Consider the following 1,073-nt stretch of genomic DNA (forward strand, 5'->3'; position numbering starts at 1 on the left):
ATCGGTCAGGCGCTGGTGGAACTGGCCCAGCGGCTCGGCCTGGTGAGCAGCGCCGAGGCGAACATCGCCGGGCCCGCCGTGCGGGAGGCGCTGCGCGAGGGGCGGCCGTACTCGCGCTGGCTGCTGATCTTCGACAACGCCGACAGTCCGGAGCGGGTGCGCGACTACTTCCCCACCGGCGGCAGCGGCACCATCCTCGTCACCTCCCGCAACCGGCGCTGGAGCGTCGTAGGACCCTCCCTCGAAGTGGACGTGTTCACGCGCGAGGAGAGCAAGCAACTGCTGCGCCGTTCCAGTGCCTACGGCGAGGAACTCGACGACACCGACGCCGATCTGCTCGCCGAGGCGCTCGGCGATCTGCCGCTCGCGCTGGAGCAGGCCGCGGCCTGGCGGGCCGAGACGGGGATGCCCGTGTCGGAGTATCTGCGGCTGTTCGAGCACAAGCGCAGCGAACTGCTGGAGGTCTCGCCGCCGCCCGACTACCAGCTTCCGGTGGCCGCCGCCTGGAACGTCTCCCTCGACCATCTGGAGACCCGCAGCCCCGCCGCGCTGCGGCTGCTCCAGTTGTGCTCCTACTTCGCGCCCGACCCCATCTCGCGGTCGATCTTCTCCGGCCTCGGCGGCTCCCGGATCGACCCCGACCTGGACCGGGCGCTCAACGACCCGATGCGGCTGGCCCGGGCCATACGGGAGATCAACCGCTACTCGCTCGCCCGTATCGACCACCGGACCAACTCGATCGAGATGCACCGCCTCGTGCAGGCCGTGCTGATCCACCGGATGACCCCCGAGGAACAGAAACGCATGCGCAATGGGGCTCACACGCTGCTGGCCGCCGCCGACCCGAAGGGACCGAACCAGGCGGCCAACTGGCCCCGGTACGCGGAGCTGTACGGCCATGTCATCGCCTCCACCGCCGTCGAGTCCGACCAGCCGTGGGTGCGCGCGCTGGTGATGAACGTCGCCAAGTACCTCTGGTACTGGGGTGATCACCGGGTCGCCATCGAGTTCTCCGAGCAGGCGTGGGAGACATGGCAGCGGCTGTTCGGCCAGGAGGACCAGCAGACGCTGCT

Annotated in this window: 1 protein-coding gene; it reads left to right on the forward strand. The window is 69.7% G+C overall.

Going from position 1 to position 1,073, the window contains the following annotated elements; translation table 11 throughout:
* Nucleotides 1-1,073: FxSxx-COOH system tetratricopeptide repeat protein (gene fxsT / locus ACFY9I_RS42470; protein WP_391012891.1), on the forward strand; the 1,073-nt coding region annotated here is incomplete at both ends.

This window comes from Streptomyces sp. NPDC012510, from assembly GCF_042955065.1.
GTDB lineage: Bacteria > Actinomycetota > Actinomycetes > Streptomycetales > Streptomycetaceae > Streptomyces.